This is a genomic window from Nitrogeniibacter aestuarii, from assembly GCF_017309585.1.
GTDB lineage: Bacteria > Pseudomonadota > Gammaproteobacteria > Burkholderiales > Rhodocyclaceae > Nitrogeniibacter > Nitrogeniibacter aestuarii.
Window position 1 is genome coordinate 1,446,941 of sequence record NZ_CP071321.1, and the last position, 17,353, is coordinate 1,464,293.

The 17,353-nt window shown below is 62.7% G+C and carries 13 protein-coding genes and 1 tRNA gene; 12 read left to right on the plus strand and 2 right to left on the minus strand.

Annotated features, from left to right (window positions below):
* The first annotated feature begins 182 nt into the window (after positions 1-182).
* The 4 genes from J0W34_RS06690 (at position 183) to J0W34_RS06705 (ending at position 5,228) form a co-directional block, all read left to right on the plus strand.
* A complete protein-coding gene (locus tag J0W34_RS06690; protein ID WP_227816970.1) occupies positions 183-854 on the plus strand; it encodes a Crp/Fnr family transcriptional regulator in 672 nt (223 codons plus the stop codon).
* A 134-nt stretch (positions 855-988) separates the two neighbouring features.
* On the plus strand, positions 989-3,277 hold the full coding sequence (locus J0W34_RS06695) for a DNA translocase FtsK (protein ID WP_227816969.1): 2,289 nt from the start codon (positions 989-991) through the stop codon (positions 3,275-3,277).
* A complete protein-coding gene (lolA, locus tag J0W34_RS06700; RefSeq protein ID WP_230971134.1) occupies positions 3,277-3,909 on the plus strand; it encodes an outer membrane lipoprotein chaperone LolA in 633 nt (210 codons plus the stop codon). Before J0W34_RS06695 ends, lolA begins: the two co-directional genes overlap by 1 nt.
* A 2-nt stretch (positions 3,910-3,911) precedes the next feature.
* Complete coding sequence (locus tag J0W34_RS06705; protein ID WP_230971135.1) at positions 3,912-5,228, plus strand: replication-associated recombination protein A; 1,317 nt, start codon at positions 3,912-3,914, stop codon at positions 5,226-5,228.
* Positions 5,229-5,243: 15 nt separating this feature from the next.
* Here the strand turns inward: J0W34_RS06705 and J0W34_RS06710 are convergent, their stop codons facing one another.
* Positions 5,244-5,507 (minus strand): hypothetical protein, encoded by a 264-nt coding sequence (locus J0W34_RS06710; RefSeq protein ID WP_227816966.1) that lies wholly within the window; start codon positions 5,505-5,507, stop codon positions 5,244-5,246.
* Here J0W34_RS06710 and J0W34_RS06715 point away from each other — a divergent pair.
* Entirely contained in the window at positions 5,497-5,754 is a 258-nt protein-coding gene (locus J0W34_RS06715; RefSeq protein WP_227816965.1) for a hypothetical protein, read from the plus strand. The genes J0W34_RS06710 and J0W34_RS06715 overlap by 11 nt on opposite strands.
* Before the next feature lie 127 nt (positions 5,755-5,881).
* On the plus strand, positions 5,882-7,168 hold the full coding sequence (gene serS, locus J0W34_RS06720; protein WP_230971136.1) for a serine--tRNA ligase: 1,287 nt from the start codon (positions 5,882-5,884) through the stop codon (positions 7,166-7,168).
* On the opposite strand, the gene mltF is transcribed toward serS, so the two are convergent.
* Positions 7,129-8,583, minus strand: a complete 1,455-nt coding sequence (gene mltF, locus J0W34_RS06725) for a membrane-bound lytic murein transglycosylase MltF (RefSeq protein ID WP_230971137.1) — start codon at positions 8,581-8,583, stop codon at positions 7,129-7,131. The genes serS and mltF overlap by 40 nt on opposite strands.
* A 155-nt stretch (positions 8,584-8,738) precedes the next feature.
* Between mltF and J0W34_RS06730 the strand changes: the two genes are divergently transcribed.
* The 6 genes from J0W34_RS06730 to dgcA all read left to right on the plus strand — a co-directional run bounded on the left by J0W34_RS06730 (position 8,739) and on the right by dgcA (position 17,305).
* Positions 8,739-9,101 (plus strand): carboxymuconolactone decarboxylase family protein, encoded by a 363-nt coding sequence (locus J0W34_RS06730; RefSeq protein WP_230971138.1) that lies wholly within the window; start codon positions 8,739-8,741, stop codon positions 9,099-9,101.
* 70 nt (positions 9,102-9,171) lie between these two features.
* A tRNA-Ser gene (locus J0W34_RS06735) sits at positions 9,172-9,264 on the plus strand.
* Positions 9,265-9,663: 399 nt separating this feature from the next.
* Positions 9,664-13,110: a pyruvate carboxylase gene (locus J0W34_RS06740; RefSeq protein WP_230971139.1), complete on the plus strand. Its 3,447-nt coding sequence runs from the start codon at positions 9,664-9,666 to the stop codon at positions 13,108-13,110.
* 558 nt (positions 13,111-13,668) lie between these two features.
* The gene (locus J0W34_RS06745) at positions 13,669-14,640 is read left to right on the plus strand and encodes a dipeptidase (RefSeq protein ID WP_227816750.1); all 972 of its coding nucleotides are present in this window, start codon (positions 13,669-13,671) and stop codon (positions 14,638-14,640) included.
* A gap of 59 nt (positions 14,641-14,699) precedes the next feature.
* Positions 14,700-15,227 (plus strand): DUF5943 domain-containing protein, encoded by a 528-nt coding sequence (locus J0W34_RS06750; protein WP_227816751.1) that lies wholly within the window; start codon positions 14,700-14,702, stop codon positions 15,225-15,227.
* A 14-nt stretch (positions 15,228-15,241) separates the two neighbouring features.
* The gene (gene dgcA / locus J0W34_RS06755; RefSeq protein WP_230971140.1) at positions 15,242-17,305 is read left to right on the plus strand and encodes a dimethylglycine demethylation protein DgcA; all 2,064 of its coding nucleotides are present in this window, start codon (positions 15,242-15,244) and stop codon (positions 17,303-17,305) included.
* Positions 17,306-17,353 lie beyond the last annotated feature (48 nt).

Genomic DNA, 17,353 nt, shown 5'->3' on the forward strand with positions numbered 1-17,353 from the left:
CCTAAAATTCGGGCTTTCGCTGTCGTAAGAGCATACAGGCGGCATCGACTACCTGCCCGAATCCAATGGCAGCAATCTGGCGCGGTAGCGGGGTTTTCGTGATACTTTCGTGTAAAACGCATAAAAGCGCGTGGCAGGACATTGCTGTCACGACACGTCATCTACCACCAAAGGAGTGTGGCATGGGTCAAACGGCGGCGGTCTCGACGATCGCCTTGCGTACGTTCTCCCTCTTTCAGGGTCTCCCTGATGAGCGGCTCGCCAACGTGACCCGGTGCGCCATGATGCGCCGTGTCCCCCGCGGGCAGGCGGTCGTGCACGCGGGTGACCAGCCGGATTATGTCTATTTCGTCCTTACCGGCAGCCTCAAGGTGCTTGTCAGCGACGAAGACGGTCGTGAGGTCATTCTGACCATTCTCGGGCAGGGCGAGATCTTCGGCGAGATGGGGATCTTTGACGAGCAACCCCGTTCCGCGTCGGTCGTGGCCGTTCAGCCTGCTGACCTGGTGATGATCTCCAAACAGGATTTCAAGCAACTCATGCGCGATGATTTCGATATCGCATGGCGTGTGATGTGCAATCTGGCCGATCGCCTGCGTAACGCAGACCGCAAGATCGAGAGTCTGGCACTGATGGATGTGTATGGACGTGTCGCCCATCTGCTGCTGGAGATGGCCGAGCAGAAAGACGGGCAGACCATCGTGACCCGCAAGATCTCCAAGCAGGACATCGCCAAGATGATTGGTGCCTCGCGCGAGATGGTCAGCCGGGTGATGAAGGATCTGGGCATGCAGGGGCTGATCGAGGAGACGTCGGGCGGGATCATCCTGCGCGAGCGTATACTCGATATCTGATCTGGCGGCAGCGCTGCTGCGGCCTTTTCGCAACGTCTGCTCACATCGCCCCGCCGGAACGGCGGGGCGTTCTCGTATAATGCACCTGTTTTTTTTGTCAGTTGTTCGGTCGATACCGCCCAGCGCTCAATTCGATGGCGTCGAAAATCAGTACTCGTAATCCCCCCTTGCCGGAACGCATTGCCCACTTGCTTCAGGAGACCCGCTGGATCGTCCTCGGTGTCCTGTCCATTTACGTGGCAATGATTCTGCTTGGCTACAGCAAGGCCGACCCGGGCTGGTCGCATGCCACGGAAGTGGCTCGGGTGTCGAACCCGGGCGGCCGCTTTGGCGCCTGGCTGGCCGATGTGCTGCTCTATCTGTTTGGCGGTTCGGCCTGGTGGCTGGTCATTTTCCTTGGATATGGCATCGCCTGGGGTTTCCGGCGTTTTCGTGAAGAGTTCAAGGCCGACAAGCGCTCGTTTGCCATCGTCATGACCGGTTTTCTGGTCGTGCTGCTGGCCAGTGCCGCCCTTGAGTCGCTGCGATTCCATACGACGGGTGAGGGCTTGCCGCTGGCGCCGGGTGGCTTGATCGGCGTCGAACTGGGGAACGCGGCCCGAACCTATCTCGGCTTTACCGGCGGCACTCTGGTGCTCCTGGCGATGATTGCCGGGGGGCTGAGTCTGTTCACCGGCATTTCCTGGCTGATGGCGACCGAGCGGCTGGGTCAGTGGATTGAAGATGCCTGGGCCCGCACCCAGGCCACCTATTACGCCTGGAAAGACCGACGTGCCGGCCGCGAGCTGGCGCAGAAGCGCGAGGCGGTGGTACAGACCCGCCGGGCCAAGGTTGAAAAAACACAACCTGCGCCGGTCCGCATCGAGCCTGCGGTCAAGCAGGTCGAGAAGTCGGAGCAGGTGCTCAAGGAACGCCAGCAAACTCTGTTCGAGGATGCCGGCGAGGGTGCCCTGCCGGCCATCTCCCTGCTCGACCCGGCCTCCAATGACGTGGAGCCGCCCAGCGCCGAGTCCCTTGAGTTCACCTCGCGTTTCATCGAGCAGAAGCTGGCCGATTTCGGTGTGGAGGTGAAGGTGCTTGCGGCCTATCCGGGCCCGGTGATCACGCGGTACGAAATCGAGCCGGCGACCGGGGTGAAGGGCAGTCAGGTGGTCAACCTGGCCAAGGATCTTGCGCGTGCCCTGTCGCTCATATCCGTCCGCGTGGTCGAAACCGTGCCGGGCAAGTCGTGCATGGCGCTTGAGTTGCCCAATCCCAAGCGCCAGACGGTGCGACTGTCGGAGATTCTTGGCTCCAAGGCCTACTACGACATGGCTTCGGCACTGACGGTGGGGCTGGGCAAGGACATCTCGGGCAATCCGGTGGTGGCCGATCTGGCGAAGATGCCGCACCTGCTGGTGGCCGGTACCACCGGCTCCGGCAAGTCGGTGGGGATCAACGCCATGATCCTGTCGCTGCTCTACAAGAGCGAGCCCGACAAGGTGCGGCTGATCATGGTCGATCCGAAGATGCTCGAACTGTCGATCTACGAGGGTATCCCGCACCTGCTCGCACCGGTGGTGGTCGACATGAAGCATGCTGCCAATGCGCTCAACTGGTGCGTGGCCGAGATGGAAAAACGCTACAAGCTCATGGCGGCAGTCGGTGTGCGAAATCTTGCCGGCTTCAACAAGCAGGTGGCTGAAGCCAAGAAAGCCGGTGTGCCGCTGACCAATCCGTTTGCCATCAACCCGGACAACCCCGAGCCGCTCGAACACCTGCCACATATTGTGGTGATCGTGGATGAGCTGGCCGATCTGATGATGGTGGTGGGCAAGAAGGTCGAAGAGCTGATCGCGCGATTGGCGCAAAAGGCGCGAGCCGCGGGTATTCACCTTATTCTGGCGACCCAGCGCCCGTCGGTGGATGTGATCACGGGTCTCATCAAGGCCAACATCCCCACCCGGATGGCCTTCCAGGTGTCCTCCAAGATCGATTCGCGCACCATCCTCGACCAGATGGGGGCCGAAAACCTGCTGGGCATGGGCGACATGCTCTACCTGCCGCCGGGTACCGGTCTGCCGGTGCGTGTGCACGGCGCCTTCGTCGATGACAACGAAGTGCACAAGGTGGTCGAATACCTCAAGAAACAGGGTGCTCCGGACTATATCGAGGGCATCCTCGATGGCCCCGAAGAGGCCATGGATGCGCTTGGCGGCGGAGAAGGCGGCGAAGACATGGAAGCCGATCCTCTCTACGACCAGGCGGTGGAAATCGTGGTCAAGACGCAACGCCCGTCGATTTCACTGGTCCAACGACACCTGAGAATCGGATACAACCGGGCGGCCCGCCTGATCGAGCAGATGGAACGCTCCGGGCTGGTCTCGCCCATGGGCACGAACGGCAATCGTCAGGTGATTGCGCCGTCGCGCGAGGAGGATTGATGCGTTTTGCCGGAATCAAAACACTGCTGGTTGGCGCAGTGGGCCTGGGCGTCAGCCTGTCGGCCCTGGCGGCCGATGGTGTGGTGTTGCTCAGACAGTTCGTCGATTCGACCCATGCGGCCAAAGGCACCTTCGTGCAATCGGTCTATCGGGCCAACGGTGGGCGTGGGGAAGAGTCGAAGGGTGACTTCATTTTCGAGCGCCCGGGCAAGTTTCGCTGGAACTACAGTCAGCCCTATCCACAGCTGCTGGTGGGCGATGGGCACAAGCTGTGGTCCTACGACCCGGATCTGGCGCAGGTGACCGTGAAGACCATGGGTGATGCGCTGGGCGGCACGCCTGCGGCCATCCTCTCGGGGGCCGGCGATCTCGACAAGAGCTTTACGCTGGAGAACGCGGGCGAGGGCAACGGGCTGACCTGGGCGGTGGCAACACCCAAGGCGAGTGACAGCAGTTTTGCCAGCATGAAGCTCGGCTTCGATGGCGCACGCCTGGTGGGTATGGAGATTCGTGACAACTTCGGCCAGATCACCATTCTGAAGTTCACCAAGTTCGAAGCCAATCCAGTCGTTGCCGAGGATGCCTTCGTGTTCACACCGCCAGCCGGCGTGGACGTGATCGGCGACCTGTAAACATGGACGACCTGTTCGCCGGCGTCGAACCGGTCAACGTGCCGCTGGCTGAGCGCCTGCGGCCCCGCACCATCGACGAAGTGGTCGGGCAGGGGCATCTGCTCGACGCGGGCAAGCCGCTCCGCCTGGCTTTTGCTTCGGGCAAGTTGCACTCCATGATTCTCTGGGGGCCGCCGGGGGTGGGCAAGACCACGCTGGCGCGCCTCATGGCGGATGCCTTTGACGCGAGCTTTGTGGCGCTCTCTGCGGTGTTCTCGGGTGTCAAGGACATCCGCGAGGCGGTGCAGAAGGCGGAGGCCGAAAAGGCCCGGGGCCGACACACCATCCTGTTCGTGGACGAGGTGCACCGTTTCAACAAGGCCCAGCAAGACGCCTTTTTGCCGTTCGTCGAGCAGGGGCTCGTGACCTTCATCGGTGCGACCACCGAGAATCCTTCCTTTGAAGTGAATGCGGCGCTGCTGTCTCGGGCCGCTGTGTATGTGCTCAAGTCGCTCTCCGACGACGAGCTGCTTGAGCTGCTCGAGCGGGCGCGTGTCGAGGCGGATGCCGACCTCGAATTCGAGCACGATGCACGTGAGCGTCTGGTGGGCTTCGCTGACGGCGATGGGCGCCGTCTGATCGGGCTCGTGGAACAGTTGGTGACTGCGGCGAGAACGGCCGGCGTCAATCCGGTGACGGCCGAGTTCCTCGATCAGGCGCTGTCGCGCAACCTGCGCCGCTTCGACAAGGGGGGGGATGCCTTCTATGACCAGATCTCGGCGCTGCACAAGTCGGTGCGGGGATCGGACCCGGACGCCGCGTTGTACTGGTTCTGTCGCATGCTCGATGGCGGGGCTGATCCACTTTACATTGCGCGGCGGCTGGTGCGCATGGCCAGCGAAGACATCGGCCTGGCCGACCCGCGTGCCCTGGAAATGACCTTGCAGGCCTGCGCGGCCTACGAGCGTCTGGGCTCACCCGAAGGGGAGCTGGCACTCGCGCAGGCCGTGGTTTTTCTGGCCTGTGCCGCCAAGTCGAACGCGGTCTATGCTGCCTACAAGGCAGTGCGCCGCTTTGTCGAAAGCGACGGCTCGCGCCCCGTGCCCATGCATCTGCGCAACGCGCCAACCAAATTGATGAAGAACCTCGGGCATGGCGACGGCTATCGATACGCGCATGACGAAGCCGGTGCGTACGCGGCAGGCGAGCGCTATCTGCCCGACGAGGTGCCGACCCAGCATTGGTATGAGCCCACCGACCGCGGCATGGAAGGCAAGATCCGCGAAAAGCTCGAGCGTCTTCGCGCGCTTGACGCACAGGCGAACAAGCGCGGCAACTGACTCAGGGGTAGTTCGTCAGTGAGGGACCGGGTGGTCAGCAACGAACTGGGCATAGACCGCCTTGGCTCGCTGCAACTTATCGATCTGCCCCTCGTCCTGTGCGCGCTGGAGCAGGGACTCCATGCATCGCGTCAGTAGCAGGGTGCCTTCGTCCGTCTGCACCAGCCCGCAGGCCATCTGTGCAGCCACAACATCGGGAATTCCTTCATGCTCGGCTATCAGTTCAATCTCGTCATCCGTGAGATTGCAATAGTCGAGGCAGTCTCGCATGGACAGCATCGCTTCTCCTCCGTCATCTCGACCGTCTGTTGCGGTCATCGGCGATATTGGTTTCGCCTGTGTCGTCTCTCAATTTAACTCGCTGTTCACGGAAAGCAAGGCACGGTTTTCTTTCGGTTTTTTACGGCTGATAGGAGAGTTCAATGGTGCGTTGCGAGCAAAGATCACGGGTATGACGGTGCTTCCCGCGCAGTGTCTGGCATGCGTCGCAACAAGCAATTCATTCAGCAAATTCGGTGATTCATAATTACCCGTAATAAATATTTTTTCCAGATTTGAGTCGGCGTTCGGAGCGTGGCTTACGGCTCCAACCCGCGACGGTTTAGAATGTCGGCTTTCCATTGAACACGCGCCGCGCGCGGCCAGGGTTTTTCATGCTCGACATTCAGCTTCTTCGTTCCGATATCGATACTGTGGCCGCCCAGTTGGCCACCCGAGGTGCCACGCTCGATACCGCTGCCTTCACGGCCATGGAAGGCGAGCGTAAGCAGTTGCAGACGCGCACCCAAGAACTTCAGGCGCAGCGCAATGCCTTGTCGAAGCAGATCGGGGCACTCAAGTCGAAAGGGGAGGATGCCTCCGAAGTCATGGCCCAGGTCGGTGGCCTTGGCGATGAGCTCAAAGCCAACGAGGCGGCGCTGAACGATTTGCTGGCGCGTATCGAGGCCTTCGTGAGCGCTTTGCCGAACCTGCCGGCGGAAGATGTCCCGGTGGGCAAAAGCGAAGAGGACAACGTGGAAGTGAGCCGCTGGGGCACGCCGCGTGAATTCGATTTCGACGTGAAAGACCATGTCGATATCGGCGCGGCGCTGGGCGGGCTGGATTTCGAAACCGCGGCCAAGATATCGGGTGCACGCTTTGCGATGATGCGTGGCGGCATCGCCCGACTGCATCGGGCGCTTGCGCAATTCATGCTCAACACGCACACCGGTGAGCACGGCTATACCGAGGTGTATACGCCTTACCTCGTAAACGCCGACAGCATGTACGGCACCGGGCAGCTGCCCAAGTTCGAGGAAGATCTGTTTTCGGTGCCCAAGGCAGATGGGGGCAAGTTCTATCTGATTCCCACCTCGGAAGTCCCGGTGACCAACATCGTGCGCAACGAAATGGTGGCCGCAGAGACGCTGCCGCTCAAATTCGTTTGCCACACGCCTTGTTTCCGTTCAGAGGCGGGCTCTTACGGGCGCGACACCCGGGGCATGATTCGTCAGCACCAGTTCGACAAGGTCGAACTCCTGCGCATCGAGCACCCGGACAACGCCATGGCCGCGCTCGAAGAACTGACTGGCCATGCCGAAGCCATCCTGCAAAAGCTGGAGCTTCCGTACCGCAAGATCGTCCTGTGCACCGGTGACATGGGTTTCTCTGCGACCAAGACTTACGATCTGGAAGTCTGGTTGCCGGCTCAGGGCACCTACCGCGAGATCTCGTCATGCTCCAACTGCGGCCCGTTCCAGGCGCGGCGCATGCAAGGGCGCTTCAAGGATGCCCAGGGCAAGAAAGGCTTGCTGCACACGCTCAATGGCTCGGGTCTGGCCGTGGGCCGCACCCTGGTGGCGGTCCTTGAGAACTATCAACAGGCAGATGGCTCCGTGCGGGTGCCCGCTGTGCTGGTGCCCTACATGGGCGGTCTCGAGGTGCTCGTGCCGAACGCCTGATCGAGAAAACCGCCGGGTGCCGGGGTTTCGAGCGGCATCCGGATCTGGGGCAGCGGCAAGGCCTCTTCGGCATTCGGGCTGTCCATGCGCTGCAGGATGTCGTAAAAGGCGCGGACGTTCTCGGTCATGATGACAGCTTCGCCGCCCCGCGCCCGGCCCGCCTTGAGCCGGCGCGCAAAACTCGGTTTGGACAGCAGCGGCAGCACGGCCCGCATCGACACCCAGGTGGTGTTGTCCCGCTTGAGGCTGCTGGCGATCTGCCGCGCGCCGCGCAGGTGACCGAGCCCCAGGTTGTAGGCGGCGACTGCCATCCAGCTCCGGTCCGGCTCGGGGACGTCTCCATCGATCGATTCACGCATCAGTGCGTAGTATTTGGCGCCGCCCATGATGCTCTGGGCCGGGTCCAGACGATCGCGAACGCCCATGCGTCGAGCGGTGTCGTCGGTGAGCATCATCAGGCCGCGAACGCCGGTGAATGACACGGCGTGCGGATCCCACTGCGATTCCTGATAGGCAATCGCGGCCAGCAATCTCCAGTCGGTATCGGTTTCGGCCGCAGCGTCCTTGAACATCGCGATAAAGCGTGGCAGACGGGTTTGCATGCGATCCACGAAGGCCGCGATATCAACCTGGCTGAGGCGCTCGATATGGCCAAAATACCGGTCTTCGAGGCGTTCGATCAGGTTGTCTTCGTGGGCCTGTTCAATGAAGCGGCTGACCGTGTCGAGCAGTTTGGGCGATGCGTTGGTGGGAAACGCCCATGCCATCTCGGCGCGATTGGGCAGCGTGATCACGGCCTTGAGCTCGGGCCGCAATACGGCGGCCGCAGAGAGATGGACCGAATCCGTCACCAGCAAGGTCAGCTTGCCATCGGCCAGGTCGTTGAGCAATTGCCCGTCGCGCCGCCCGCTGACGCGGTCGACCTTCAGGTTGGGCAAGTCCGCCTGAAACACCTTGAGTTGCTCTGCGGCAAGGGTGTTGCGGCGGACGGTGATCGTATGACCTGCCAGGTCCTCGGCCGACTTGATTTCACTGGCAAGCGGTTCCGTCGCGGCGATGACCAGCTCCATCTGTCGAACAGGCGGTGACCAGAGAATGCCCTTGCGGTGGGGGTTGAGCCCCAGTCCGGCGGCCGCCATGTGAGCATCGCCGCGTCGCACCGCATTGAGCACCTGCGCCGTGCTCTGATAGACCATGAAACGCACGGGAATCTGCAACTCGCTGCCCAGGTCGACCAGCAGGTCATGCTCGAAGCCGCCGGTCTCGCCTTCGGGGGTTTCCCGATAGGCCACGGTGTCGACCCGGGTGGCTACGCGCAGCTCGCCCAGTGTTTCGAAATCGATGATCGCCGGCGGCTCCCCTCGTGGGCAGCCGGTGAGCAACAGGGCGGTGGTCATGAGAACCAGCAGGCGCATGCGCGACGCTCATGTGATGTTGGAACGACGATTGTGACCCGTGGGCCGCACCGGTGCAATTGCACGACCCGCAGATTTGCGCTGGCTCAATATTGGTGCAATGCGGCATGCGTTAGAATGAATATTCGCCAGTTCTAATATTCAAGAGGTCTAACGTGAGCAAGTCCTTCGTCGAAATCACCAATGATGTCTCCCAGGGTCTCGCCGCCATGCGCAAGGACGTGCCCGAAGTCATGAAAGGCTTTAACGACATGGCCAAATCGGCACTGGCCGACGGCGCCATCGACGGATTGCACAAGGAGTTGATTGCATTGGCGATTGGCGTTGCGTCCCGATGCGATGCCTGTATCGGGTTTCACGTCAAGGCGCTCATCCGGCTGGGGGTGAGCCGCGAGCAGTTGATGGAGACGCTCGCCGTCTGTACCTACATGGGGGGAGGCCCGACGCTCATGTATGCCGCCGAAGCCGTGCGTGCCTACGATGAGCTGATGCCCCGCCTCAAGCCACAAACCGCCTGATACTTGTGGCAAAGCCGGGTTGCAGTGTTATAATCCGCAGCCTTCGCGTCAGGCCCCATCCCTGACCGACGGAGAGGTACCGAAGTGGTCATAACGGCGCCGACTCGAAATCGGATGGTCGGCGAAAGCCGGCACGTGGGTTCGAATCCCACCCTCTCCGCCAGACGACCAAAAAAAACGCCGCATTTGCGGCGTTTTTTGCTTTCTGCCCCACCTCCCGACCCACACCTCTCAAACGCCTGGACGACGAGCCCGCCAAGGAGGCCACCGACGATGGTGGCGGCGACAGGATATTTCACCGCATCTCTGTGGGCTGCCGCTGAAAGCGAGTGTTGCAACCGGGGGCCGTCCAGCGTGCCTTTGGTCGTATCGGGGTCGTTTTGGAGGCGAGGGGTGTCGCTTCATGACTCCAGTCTTGTCCTGATCCATAACAACATAACGTGGCGACCTTGCCAGGGGTTCGAGCGTATTCGCTGATTCCGTGCGCATGTCGCTGGTGATGACCTCAGCTTCTCCCGTCAGGTGTCGCGTTCGTAGCGCGCCCCTCGGGCACGGACACGACATGAAAGAGATCAAGAGCATTCTGGTGGCCAACCGCAGCGAGATCGCCATTCGCGTGCTGCGCGGGGCGTCCGAACTGGGCCTGCGCACGGTGGCCATCTTCTCCAACGAAGACCGCTTTGCCCTGCACCGCTTCAAGGCGGACGAATCCTATCTGGTGGGCGCGGGCAAGAAGCCGCTGCAGGCCTATCTGGACATTGACGACATCATCCGCATCGCCAAAGAGAACGATGTGGATGCGATCCACCCGGGCTACGGCTTCCTGTCCGAGAACCCAGAGTTTGCCGACGCCTGTGCCAAGGCGGGTATCGCCTTCATCGGCCCCAAGGGCGCGGTGATGCGCACCCTGGGCAACAAGGTGGCCGCGCGCGAGGTGGCGATCAAGGCCGGGGTGCCGGTGGTACCGGCCACCGGTGCGCTGCCCGGCGACATTGAAGAAGTGAAGCGCATGGCCGCCGAGATCGGCTATCCGCTCATGCTCAAGGCCAGCTGGGGCGGGGGTGGGCGCGGCATGCGCGCCATCGAGACCGAAGCGGATCTGGCGCCGATGATCGACGTGGCCCGCCGCGAGGCCGCCGCCGCCTTCGGTAATGACGAGGTCTATCTCGAGAAGCTCATCCGCCGCGCCCGCCATGTGGAAGTGCAGGTGCTGGGCGACCAGCACGGCAACCTGGTGCACCTGTTCGAGCGCGACTGCTCGGTGCAGCGGCGCAACCAGAAGGTGGTCGAACGTGCCCCGGCGCCCTACATGGACGAGACCAAGCGCACCGAGCTGTGCGAATCGGCCCTGCGCCTGGCGCGCGAAGCAAACTACTCCCACGCCGGCACGGTGGAATACCTCTTCGACGCCGACACGGACAAGTTCTACTTCATCGAAGTGAACCCGCGCATCCAGGTCGAACACACGGTCACCGAGGAAGTGACCGGCGTGGACATCGTCAAGGCGCAGATCCGCGTCACCGAGGGGAAGCGCATCGGCGCTGACGACCTGCTGCCCAGCCAGGACCAGATCACCCTCAACGGCCACGCCCTGCAGTGCCGGGTCACCACCGAAGACCCGGAGAACAACTTCACCCCCGACTACGGCAAGATCGCGGTGTATCGCTCCGCCGCCGGCGGCGGCATCCGCCTGGATGCGGGCACGGCCTATTCGGGCGCCGTCATCACCCCGTACTACGACTCCCTGCTGGTGAAGGTCACCGCCTGGGGTCACACGCCGGACGAGGCGGCCTCGCGCATGGACCGGGCGCTGCGCGAGTTCCGCGTGCGGGGGCTGTCGACCAACCTGCAGTTCCTCGAGAACGTGATCGACCACCCGCTGTTCCGCTCGGGCGAGTGCACCACGCGCTTCATCGACACCACCCCGGAGCTGTTCAACTTCCAGAAGCGGCGCGATAGGGCCACCCGATTGCTGCGCTTCCTCGGCGAAGTGGCCATCAACGGCAACCCGGAGATGAAGGGCCGCGTGGCCCCGGCGCTGCCGCTCTCCAAACCCATCAAGCCGACGCTCAACCTGCGCACCCAGATCCCCAAGGGCACCCGCGACTACCTCAAGGAGATGGGCCCGACCCGCTTCGCCCAGTGGATGCGCGACTGCAAGCAGGTGCTGCTCACCGACACCACCATGCGCGATGCGCACCAGTCGCTGTTCGCCACGCGCATGCGCAGCCACGACATGCTGGCCATCGCCCCGCACTACGCGCGCATGCTGCCCGGGCTGTTCTCGATGGAATGCTGGGGCGGCGCCACCTTCGACGTGGCCATGCGCTTCCTCAAGGAAGACCCGTGGGACCGTCTCGCCCGCCTGCGCGAAGCGGTGCCCAACATCCCCTTCCAGATGCTGCTGCGCGCCTCCAATGCGGTGGGCTATACCAACTACCCGGACAACGTGGTGCGCTACTTCGTGCAGCAGGCCGCGCAGAACGGCATCGACATCTTCCGCGTGTTCGACTCGCTCAACTGGGTGGAGAACATGCGCGTGGCCATGGACGCGGTGATCGAGTCCGGCGGACTGTGCGAAGCGGCCATCTGCTACACCGGCGATCTGCACGACCCCAAGCGCAGCAAGTACGACCTCAAGTACTACGTGAATCTGGCCAAGGAGTTGGAGAAGGCCGGCGCCCATGTGCTGGGCATCAAGGACATGGCCGGGGTGTGCAAGCCGCGCGCCGCCAAGGAACTGGTCACCGTCCTCAAGCAGGAGGTGGGGCTGCCCATCCACTTCCACACCCATGACACCAGCGGCATTGCCGCCGCCTCGGTGCTGGCGGCCATCGAGGCCGGGTGTGATGCGGTCGATGGTGCACTCGATGCCATGAGCGGCATGACCTCCCAGCCCAACCTGGGCTCCATCGCCGCTGCGCTGACCGGCTCCGAGCGCGACCCGGGCCTCGACCTGGACGCCATGCAGAGCCTCTCCCACTACTGGGAGGGCGTACGCCGCCAGTACAGCCCCTTCGAGGCCGACATGCGTGCCGGCACCTCGGACGTCTACAACCACGAGATGCCCGGCGGGCAGTACACCAACCTGCGCGAGCAGGCCCGCGCCATCGGACTGGAGCACCGCTGGCCGGAGGTCTCGCGCGCCTATGCGGATGTGAACCAGCTCTTCGGGGACATCGTCAAGGTCACCCCCACCTCCAAGGTGGTGGGCGACATGGCCCTGTTCATGGTGGCCAACGACCTCACCCCGGCCGACGTGCGCAACCCGGCGCGGGAGATCGACTTCCCCGAATCCGTCGTGCAGCTCTTCCGCGGCGAACTGGGCTACCCGGCGGACGGCTTCCCCAAGGACCTGGAAGCCCGGATCCTGCGCGGCGCCCAGCCGGTGGAAGGGCGCGTGGGCGCCACCCTGGCGGAGGTGGATCTGGACGCCGCCCGCACCAAGGCGGAGACGGCCATCGGCCGTCAGGTGACCGACACCGACCTGGCCTCGTATCTCATGTACCCCAAGGTGTTCACCGACTTCGCCCACCACCGCAAGCAGTTCGGCGATGTGGCGCGCATCCCCACCCCGGCCTTCTTCTACGGGCTGTCGGACCTGGACGAGATCTCGGTGGACATCGACAAGGGCAAGACCCTGGTCATCCGCCAGACCGGCCGCTCGGACACCGTGGATGAAGAGGGCAAGATCAAGGTCTTCTTCGAACTCAACGGCCAGCCCCGCGCGGTGCGTGTCGCCAAGGCCGGCCTCCAGGGCACCGGCACCGCCCGCCCGCTGGCCAAGGACGGCGACCCGAAACAGGTCGGCGCCCCCATGCCGGGCATGATCGCCACCGTGTCGATCAAACCGGGCCAGAAGGTCAAGAAGGGCGACGCGCTGCTCTCGCTCGAAGCCATGAAGATGGAAACCCTGCTCACCGCCCCGGAAGACGGCACCATCGCCGCCATCCATGTGAAACCGGGCGAGACCGTGCAGGCCAAGGAGTTGCTCGTTGAATTGCGCTGAAACCGCGTCTTGATCGGAAGGTCTCGGCGGGCTGAAGCCCGTTCTGCGCAGGTGAACTTCGCTCGCCGCAGGACGGGTTTCTGCCGGCCGGTATCCCACCTGATCACGCCGACGACCGTATCAGTGCCGAACCGTCGGCATAGAGCCACCAAAGAGTGCGAGCCGGCTCGGTGGTGAAATGGGGGCGGGCGCGTGCCCCGGGGCGGCTGTGTGCGTCGTGAGGTTCCGCGGCCGTGCGCGCCTGCCCGGCAAGTTCAACTGCGCCGAATGTGTCGCATTCGAACAACTGCGTTCAAACGGCGTTTCAACCACGCTGATGGGCCGATTGGCTCCGGCACACCTTTGTGTGCCAGTCATTCAGCGGATTTTCGACGCAAGCCCCGCATGTGATCGCATCAATTTTCGTGCAGTTCAAACCCGCATCGGGTGCTGGCGTTTCCTTCGCAAGTCGCAATTGATCAAGTGGGCGTCTTGTATGGCCAATCGTCCCGGAGGCGGTGGGCCAACAATTCGACTTCATTAATCGTCATTTCGCGACACCCGAAGGAGAAGCGCGCCATGAATTCGTTGCACGAAGAAAGCATCATCATCGACGGGCTGATCATCGCCAAGTGGAACCGGGCGCTGTTCGAGGACATGCGCCGGGGCGGCCTGACCGCCGCCAACTGCACGGTATCGGTGTGGGAAGGCTTCCAGGCCACCGTGGACAACATCGCGATGGTCAATGGTCTGATCGCCGAGAACGCCGATCTGGTGATGCCGGTGCGCACCACCGCAGATATCGCAGCTGCCAAGGCCGCCGGCAAGACCGGCATCATCATGGGCTTCCAGAATGCGCACGCGTTCGAGGACAAGCTCGGCTATGTCGAGATCTTCAAGAAGCTCGGCGTGGGCGTGGTGCAGATGTGCTACAACACCCAGAACCTGGTGGGCACCGGTTGCTATGAGCGCGACGGCGGCCTGTCCGGCTTCGGTCGCGAGGTCGTCGCCGAGATGAACCGCGTCGGCATCATGTGCGATCTGTCGCACGTGGGCTCCAAGACCTCCGAAGAGGTCATTCTCGAGAGCAAGAAGCCGGTGTGCTACTCGCACTGCCTGCCCTCCGGCCTCAAGGAGCACCCGCGCAACAAGTCCGACGAAGAACTCAAGTTCATCGCCGACCACGGCGGTTTCGTGGGCGTGACCATGTTCGCCCCCTTCCTCAAGAAGGGCATCGACTCGACCATCGACGACTACGCCGAGGCCATCGAGTACGTGATGAACATTGTGGGTGAGGACGCCATCGGTATCGGCACCGACTTCACCCAGGGGCATGACCAGCAGTTCTTCGAATGGCTGACCCACGACAAGGGCTATGCCCGTCGCCTGACCAACTTCGGCAAGATCGTCAATCCGCTCGGCATCCGCACCGTGGGCGAATTCCCCAACCTGACTGAAACGCTGCTCGCTCGCGGCATGTCCGAGCGCGTCGTGCGCAAGGTCATGGGCGAGAACTGGGTGCGCGTCCTGCGCGACGTCTGGGGCGAGTGATCGTCCACCTTGTCGTCGCCTCCGAACCTGCACCAATCGAATACTGGAGTTCAAAGAACATGAAAATCGCCCCTCAAATGCCGATCGAAGTCGATTCCGAAACCGGCGTCTGGACCACCGATGCGCTGCCCATGCTGTATGTGCCGCGTCACTTCTTCATCAACAATCACAAAGGCATCGAAGAGGTGCTGGGTGCCGAGACCTATGCCGAGGTGCTCTACAAGGCCGGGTACAAGTCCGCATGGCACTGGTGCGCGAAGGAGGCCGAGCTTCACGGGTTGTCCGGCGTCGATGTGTTTGAGCACTACATGAAACGCCTGTCGCAACGCGGCTGGGGCCTGTTCTCCATTGAAGCGATTGATCTGGATGCCGGTACCTGCCGCGTGCGCCTGGATCATTCGGCTTTCGTCTATGAATATGGCAAGGTCGGTCGCAAGATCGAATACATGTTCACCGGCTGGTTTGCCGGGGCCATGGACCAGATCCTGGAAGCCGCTGGCAGCCCGCTGCGTACCGTCGCCGAGCAGACCCAGAGTGCAGCCGAGGAAGGCTGCGATTACGGCGTCTTCGTTACCCGCCCGCGCTGAAGGAGTCCAGACCCATGGCACAGTTCGACGCCCTGTTTCAGCCGATGCAGATCGGCAAGCTGACGGTGCGCAACCGCATCGTCAGTACCGCCCACGCCGAGGTGTATGCCACCGACGGCGGCATGACCACCGATCGTTATGTGAAGTACTACGAGGAGAAGGCCAAAGGCGGTATCGGTCTTTGCATCTGTGGCGGCTCCTCGGTGGTGGACATCGACAGTCCGCAGAGCTGGTGGAGTTCGGTGAACCTGTCCACCGACCGGATCATCCCGCACTTCCAGAATCTGGCCGATGCCATGCACAAGCATGGTGCCAAGATCATGATCCAGATCACCCACATGGGTCGTCGCTCGCGCTGGGATGGCGAAAACTGGCCGCATCTGGTGTCACCCTCCGGCATCCGCGAGCCGGTGCACCGTGCTACCTGCAAGACCATCGAGCCGGAAGAGATCGAGCGCATCATCGGCAGCTATGCCCAGGCGGCGCGTCGTGCCAAGGAAGGTGGTCTGGACGGTGTCGAACTGTCGGCGGTGCACCAGCACCTGATTGACCAGTTCTGGAGCCCGCGGGTCAACCACCGTACGGACGAGTGGGGCGGCAGCTTCGAGAACCGCATGCGCTTCGGCATGGAAGTGCTCAAGGCCGTGCGCGCCGAGGTCGGTCCCGACTTCGTGGTCGGCATGCGGATCTGTGGTGACGAGTTCCATCCCGATGGCCTCACCCATGACGACATGAAGCAGATCGCCAAGTATTACAGCGATACCGGCATGCTCGATTTCATCGGCGTGATCGGCTCGGGCTGTGACACGCACAACACGCTGGCCAACGTGATCCCGAACATGAGCTATCCGCCGGAGCCGTTCCTGCATCTGGCGGCGGGCATCAAGGAAGTGGTGTCGGTGCCGGTGATCCACGCACAGAACATCAAGGACCCGAACCAGGCCCAGCGCATTCTCGAGGGCGGTTACGTGGACCTGGTGGGCATGACCCGTGCGCACATCGCCGATCCGCACTTCGTGAACAAGATCAAGCTCGGCCAGGTGGACCAGATCCGCCAGTGCGTCGGCGCCAATTACTGCATCGACCGTCAGTACCAGGGTCTGGACGTGTTGTGTATCCAGAACGCCGCCACCTCTCGCGAGCATCTGGGCCTGCCGCACATCATCGAGAAAACCACCGGGCCGAAGCGCAAGGTGGTGGTCGTGGGGGGCGGGCCGGCCGGCATGGAAGCCGCACGTGTCGCCGCCGAACGCGGTCATGACGTGACCCTGTTCGAGAAGAAGGATGCCCTGGGCGGTCAGATCACCCTGGCTGCACGCGCACCGCAACGCGACCAGATGGCAGGTATCACCCGTTGGTACCAGCTGGAACTGGCCCGCCTGAAGATCGACCTGCGCCTGGGCGTGGCAGCCGATTCGGCCACCATCATGGACCTCAAGCCCGACATCGTCGTGCTGGCGGTGGGTGGTCGTCCGTTCCTTGAGCAGAACCCGCATTGGGGCGCTGCAGACGGTTTGGTCGTGAGCAGCTGGGACATCCTCGACGGCTCCGTCGCTCCGGGCAAGAACGTGCTGGTGTACGACACCATCTGTGAATTCTCCGGCATGTCGGTGGCGGATTATCTGGCTGACAAGGGCGCCAAGGTGGAGATCGTCACCGACGATATCAAACCGGGCGTGGCCATCGGTGGCACGACCTTCCCGACCTACTACCGCAGTCTGTACCCCAAGGAGGTCATCATGACCGGGGACCTGATGCTGGAGCAGGTTTACCGCGAAGGCGACAAGCTCGTGGCGCTGCTCGAGAACGAGTACACCGGCGCCAAGGAAGAGCGGGTGGTCGACCAGGTGGTGATCGAGAACGGTCTGCGTCCCGATGAAGCGCTGTACTACGAGCTCAAGCCGGGTGCCCGCAACAAGGGCCAGATGAACATCAAGGAGCTCTTCGAGATGCAGCCGCAGTCCAGCCTGACGTCAAACGAATCCGGCTATCTGCTGTTCCGTATCGGTGATTGCGTGTCGCAGCACAACACCCATGCCGCCATCCTCGACGCCTTGCGCCTGTGCAAGGACTTTTGATCCCCGCCGGTGATCACGCAGCGCGCCCGTGAGGGCGCTTGCGTGGCC

What these genes read in the sequence shown, in the direction of transcription:
- J0W34_RS06690 (WP_227816970.1), top strand. Translation starts at nt 183, where the DNA reads ATGGGTCAAACGGCGGCGGTCTCGACGATCGCCTTGCGTACGTTCTCC.
- J0W34_RS06695 (WP_227816969.1), top strand. Translation starts at nt 989, where the DNA reads ATGGCGTCGAAAATCAGTACTCGTAATCCCCCCTTGCCGGAACGCATT.
- lolA (WP_230971134.1), top strand. Translation starts at nt 3,277, where the DNA reads ATGCGTTTTGCCGGAATCAAAACACTGCTGGTTGGCGCAGTGGGCCTG.
- J0W34_RS06705 (WP_230971135.1), top strand. Translation starts at nt 3,912, where the DNA reads ATGGACGACCTGTTCGCCGGCGTCGAACCGGTCAACGTGCCGCTGGCT.
- J0W34_RS06715 (WP_227816965.1), top strand. Translation starts at nt 5,497, where the DNA reads ATGGACAGCATCGCTTCTCCTCCGTCATCTCGACCGTCTGTTGCGGTC.
- J0W34_RS06710 (WP_227816966.1), bottom strand. Translation starts at nt 5,507, where the DNA reads ATGCTGTCCATGCGAGACTGCCTCGACTATTGCAATCTCACGGATGAC.
- serS (WP_230971136.1), top strand. Translation starts at nt 5,882, where the DNA reads ATGCTCGACATTCAGCTTCTTCGTTCCGATATCGATACTGTGGCCGCC.
- mltF (WP_230971137.1), bottom strand. Translation starts at nt 8,583, where the DNA reads ATGCGCCTGCTGGTTCTCATGACCACCGCCCTGTTGCTCACCGGCTGC.
- J0W34_RS06740 (WP_230971139.1), top strand. Translation starts at nt 9,664, where the DNA reads ATGAAAGAGATCAAGAGCATTCTGGTGGCCAACCGCAGCGAGATCGCC.
- J0W34_RS06745 (WP_227816750.1), top strand. Translation starts at nt 13,669, where the DNA reads ATGAATTCGTTGCACGAAGAAAGCATCATCATCGACGGGCTGATCATC.
- J0W34_RS06750 (WP_227816751.1), top strand. Translation starts at nt 14,700, where the DNA reads ATGAAAATCGCCCCTCAAATGCCGATCGAAGTCGATTCCGAAACCGGC.
- dgcA (WP_230971140.1), top strand. Translation starts at nt 15,242, where the DNA reads ATGGCACAGTTCGACGCCCTGTTTCAGCCGATGCAGATCGGCAAGCTG.